Annotated in this window: 4 protein-coding genes and 1 pseudogene; 4 read left to right on the top strand and 1 reads right to left on the bottom strand. The window is 74.2% G+C overall.

Annotated features, from left to right (window positions below; all coding sequences use genetic code 11):
• The 4 genes from ACFV4N_RS39755 to ACFV4N_RS39740 all read left to right on the top strand — a co-directional run.
• The coding region (locus ACFV4N_RS39755) for an ABC transporter substrate-binding protein (protein WP_499677852.1) at positions 1-844 on the top strand (844 nt) is incomplete at its 5' end.
• Entirely contained in the window at positions 845-1,963 is a 1,119-nt protein-coding gene (locus ACFV4N_RS39750; RefSeq protein ID WP_499677851.1) for an energy-coupling factor transporter transmembrane component T, read from the top strand.
• The gene (locus tag ACFV4N_RS39745; protein WP_499677850.1) at positions 1,960-3,561 is read left to right on the top strand and encodes an ABC transporter ATP-binding protein; all 1,602 of its coding nucleotides are present in this window, start codon (positions 1,960-1,962) and stop codon (positions 3,559-3,561) included. Before ACFV4N_RS39750 ends, ACFV4N_RS39745 begins: the two co-directional genes overlap by 4 nt.
• A complete protein-coding gene (locus ACFV4N_RS39740) occupies positions 3,561-4,427 on the top strand; it encodes an ECF transporter S component family protein (protein WP_499677853.1) in 867 nt (288 codons plus the stop codon). Before ACFV4N_RS39745 ends, ACFV4N_RS39740 begins: the two co-directional genes overlap by 1 nt.
• A 298-nt stretch (positions 4,428-4,725) precedes the next feature.
• Here ACFV4N_RS39740 and ACFV4N_RS39735 read toward each other — a convergent pair.
• A pseudogene (locus ACFV4N_RS39735) lies at positions 4,726-4,914 on the bottom strand (PepSY domain-containing protein); the annotation flags it as partial.

Genomic DNA, 4,914 nt, shown 5'->3' with positions numbered 1-4,914 from the left:
CACGCCGGGGTTCTGCCAGTCCGACACCGGCGTCACCGTCGTGGTCGACTTCCAGCAGCTCGGCGGCACCACGCTGGTGCGCTGCAACCCCCGGGGCACGCCCGGCACCGGCCTGGACGCGCTCAAGGGCGCGGGTTTCCAGGTCGCCGGGGTGCAGCGCTGGGGCGAGGCGTTCATCTGCCGCGTCGAGAACCGGCCCTCCGCCGTCGAGGCGATCCCCATCCAGGGCGACGACGACTACCGGGAGGCGTGCATCGACACCCCGCCGGCGGCCGGGTACTGGTCCTACTGGCACGCGGGCAACAACTGCGCGTGGGAGTACAGCCAGTGGGGCGTGAAGAACCGCAACTTCGTCCCCGGCGGCTTCGAGGGCTGGTCGTTCTCGCTCAACGCCACCGCCGAGACCAACCCGACCCCGCGCGTCGCGGCGGTGCGCCCCGGCACCGAGGGGCAGGCGTGCGTCGCCCCCGACGAGGGGAAACCCTCTTCCAACGACCTCGGCGAGAAGCGGGACGACGTCCGGCCGGACCCCGCCGGGCAGCAGCGCCCGCCGCAACAGCAGCCCACGACCGCTCCGGACGAGCCGGGCGGGGTCGAGTCCGGCACGGCCGCGCTGCCGCCGCCCAAGCCACGCGCGAGCGCGTCGCCGAGGTCGCCCGCGCCCGACCCGAAGCACAACGTCGCCTTCGACGGCGGCCAGGACGCCCCTGACGTCAACGAGGTCGTCAAGCGGCAATCCGGGTCCAGCGACCTCGCGCCGTGGGCGGCAGCGGGCGTGATCGTGCTGTTGGCGGCCATGACCCTGCTGGTGGCGCGGCGGCGTCGGCGGGCGCGGGACGCCTAGGTGCTCACCACGTACTTCCTGCCGCGCGACCTGCACCCCGCAGCGTGGTGGGTGTGGGCGCTCGGGCTGGCGGTGGCGGCGGCGCGCACCACCAACCCCTGGCTGCTGCTGGCGATCATCGCGGTGGCCTGCCACGTCGTGGTCGCCCGCCGCGGCGAGGCCCCGTGGGCGCTGGCCTTCCGCCTCTACCTCTACCTCGGCGCGGTCATCGTGGGCATCCGCGTGTTCTTCCGCATCGTCTTCGGCGGCGCGGAGGGCTCCACGATCATCCTGCGGCTGCCGGAGATCCCGTTGCCCGCGTGGGCGGCGGGGATCCGCCTGTTCGGCGACGTCTCGGCCGAGTCGGTGCTCGGCGGGCTCTACGACGGGCTGCGGTTGGCGACGATGGTGATCTGCCTGGGCGCGGCCAACGCCCTGGCCAACCCCAAGCGGCTGCTCAAGGCCATGCCGCCCGCCCTCTACGAGATGGGCACCGCCGTGGTGGTCGCCCTGTCGGTGTTCCCGCAGTTGGCCGAGAGCGTGCTGCGGGTGCGGCGGGCGCGCAGGCTGCGCGGCGGGGTGAGCCGCAAGCGGTTCAAAGCGCTGCACGTCATCGTGATCCCGGTGCTGGAGGACGCGCTGGACCGCTCGCTGAGGTTGGCCTCGTCGATGGACTCCCGCGGCTACGGCCGCGCCGCCCTGGTGGACGCCCGGCAGCGGGTGGCCACCGGCACGCTGATGATCCTCGGGCTGATCGGGGTGTGCGTCGGCGTCTACGCGACCCTCGACGGCACCACCCCGCGCTTCCTGGCCGCGCCGATGCTCGTCTCCGGCACCGCGGTCGGCCTGGTCGGCTTCCACCTCGCGGGCCGGCGCGTCCAGCGCACCCGCTACCGCCCCGACCGGTGGCACGCGCCCGAGGTGGTCGTCGCGGCCGGCGGGGTGGCGGTGGCGGTGGTCCTGTTCGCCACCTCCGGCGTGGACCCCACCAACCTCAACCCGTCGCTGACCGCGTTGTCGTGGCCGCTGCTGTCGTGGCCGCCGCTGCTCGGCGTGCTGGCCGGTGTGCTGCCCGCGTTCCTGTCCCCGCCGCCCGCACCGCCGCACCCCGAGGCCGCCGACCAGGAGGTGACCGCGTGATCGAGTGGAGGCAGGTCGCCTTCTGGTACCACGGCCAACCCGAACCCGTGCTGGCCGGCGTCGACCTGACCGTCGGGGAGGGCGAGTTGGTGCTGGTCGCCGGTCGCACCGGCTCGGGCAAGTCCACCCTGCTGGGCACCGTCAACGGCCTGGTGCCGCACTTCACCGGCGGCCACCTGGACGGGGTGGTGACGGTGGACGGGGTGATGACCCGCTCCCGACCGCCACGCGAGTTCGCGCACCTGGTCGGCGTGGTCGGCCAGGACCCCCTGGCGGGCTTCGTCACCGACACCGTCGAGGAGGAACTGGCCTACGGCATGGAGCAACTGGGCGTGTCCCCGCAGGTGATGCGCCGCCGCGTGGAGGAGACCCTGGACCTGCTGGGCATCGCCGAGCTGCGCCGCCGCGCCCTGCGCAGCCTGTCCGGCGGCCAGCAGCAGCGCGTGGCCATCGGCTCGGTGCTCACCACCCACCCCAAGGTCCTGGTCCTGGACGAACCCACCTCCGCGCTCGACCCCACCGCCGCCGAGGACGTGCTCGCCACCCTGGCCCGGCTCGTGCAGGACCTGGGCACCACCGTGCTGATGGCCGAACACCGCATGGAACGCGTCGTGCCCTTCGCCGACCGCATGATCTACGTGTCCGGCGACGGCGGGGTGGTCGACGGCACCCCCGCCGAGGTCCTGCGTGACACCCCCATCGCGCCCCCGATCGTGGAACTGGGCCGGCTGGCCGGGTGGGACCCGCTGCCGCTGTCGGTGCGCGACGCCCGCCGCCGCGCCGGCACCCTGCGCGCCGACCTCACCCCGTCCTCGCCGCGACCGGCCCCGGCCGGCGAGACGCTGCTCACCGGCTCCGGCGTGGTCGTGCGCCACGGACCCACCGTCGCGGTGCGCGGGGTGTCGCTGGACCTCCACGCGGGCGTGGTGTCGGCGCTCATGGGCCGCAACGGCTCGGGCAAGTCCTCGCTGCTGTGGGCGCTGCAAGGGTCCGGGCCGCGCCAGGGCGGCACCGTGCGCGTCAACGGCACCGACCCCAAGGCGCAGTCCAGCGCGCAGGCGCGCAAGCTGGTCGGCCTGGTGCCGCAGACCGCGAGCGACCTGCTCTACCTGGAGACCGTCGCCGACGAGTGCGCCGCCGCCGACCTCGAATCCGGGGCCCCGCCCGGCACCTCCCGAACCCTGCTCGACCGGCTGGCGCCCGACGTCGATCCCGACCGCCACCCGCGCGACCTGTCCGAGGGGCAGCGGTTGGCGCTGGTGCTGGCCGTGCAGCTCTCGGCCGCCCCGCGCGTGATGCTGCTCGACGAGCCCACCCGCGGTCTGGACTACGCCGCCAAGGACGCCCTCGCGCGCATGATCGGCACCCTGACCGCGGAGGGCCGCTCGGTGGTCGTGGCGACCCACGACGTGGAGTTCGTCGCCCGGGTCGCCGACCGGGTGGTGGTCATGGCCGAGGGCGAGGTCGTCTCCGACGGACCCACCGCCGAGGTGCTGGGCGGTTCCCCCGCCTTCGCCCCGCAGGTGGCCAAGGTGCTGGGGCCGGACTGGCTCACCGTGGACGACGTGCGCGCCGCCTTGGCGGGGGTGGCGCGGTGATCCGCGACTGGGCCGGCGCCGGCCGGGTCGTGCGCGTCGGCCCCCGGTCCGCCACCGTGCTCGCGCTGGCGTCGCTGGCCGGGCTGATGATGTTCCTCTGGCCCCTGCTGGTCCGCGTCGAACCGCAGCCCACGCAGCACGGACCCGACGCGCCGTTCATCTTCCTGGCCATCCTGCCCGTGCTCATCGCCATCGTGCTCGCGGAGCTGTCCGAAGGCGGCATGGACGCCAAGGCCCTCGCCCTGCTCGGCGTGCTGTCCGCGGTCAACGCCGCCCTGCGCCCCCTGGGCGCGGGCGTGGCCGGCATCGAAACGGTGTTCTTCCTGCTCGTGCTCGCCGGACGGGTCTTCGGCGCCGGCTTCGGCTTCGTCCTCGGCTGCACCTCGCTGTTCGCCTCGGCGCTGCTCACCGCCGGGGTCGGGCCGTGGCTGCCGTTCCAGATGCTCTGTTCCGCCTGGATCGGCATGGGCGCGGGCCTGCTGCCCCGCCGCGTCACCGGCAAGGCCGAGATCGCGATGCTCGTGGTCTACGGGATCGTGGTGGCCTACGTGTTCGGGTTCTTGATGAACCTGTGGTTCTGGCCGTTCATCACCGGCGCCGAGGTCGACTACTACGACGGCCACATCTCCTACGTGCCGGGCGCGCCGGTGCTGGAGAACCTCCACCGGTTCGCGATCTTCACCCTGCTCACCTCCACCGCCGGGTGGGACACCGGCCGCGCGATCACCAACACGATCGCGATCCTCGTGCTGGGACCGGCGGTGCTGGCCACCCTGCGCCGGGCCTCCCGCAAGGGCTCGCACGGGCTGCTGCCCACCTTCGGCGGCCTGGAGGAGGCCGACGTGCCCCGTCGCGCCGGCCGGTAACCCGCGCGTCGGGCCGACGCGGATCGTGTCGCTGCTCGAGTGTGCCGGCACTCGGACGATGGCGCGTTCCGGTTCCCGGCAGCGGTCGCCTGTTCCCACCGCCCCTGGCCGGCAGTAGCCGCGCAGGCGGAGGCCGGATGCCTTCGCCGTCACGTGGTCCGCGGTGAGAACCTCCTGGTGCTGGTGGCGGCCACGGCATGGACGCTCGGCCCGATCCACGACCAGCCCGCGCCACCGGTCCACGACACCGGTCACCGCGCCGAGCGGTCACCCTCCCGCGGGCGCGATCAGTCCGGGCTCACCCGGCGGAGCCCGCGGTGTTCCCGGCACGTCGACGTGCCAGGCCGACGAGCCCGTCGAGGACGAGGAACGCCAGGAGGCTCAAGCCCAGCAACGGAATGGCCCAGCCGACCGCGATCAGCACGAGCGGGGCGGGGATCACGAACCACAGCGGGAGCTCCTGCCACGCACCGCGCCTGGGTGGGGC

Source organism: Actinosynnema sp. NPDC059797, assembly GCF_042732085.1.
Classification (GTDB): domain Bacteria; phylum Actinomycetota; class Actinomycetes; order Mycobacteriales; family Pseudonocardiaceae; genus Actinosynnema.
The sequence above is the reverse complement of the archived record's forward strand: the minus strand, read 5'-3'. Positions and strand labels throughout refer to the sequence as shown.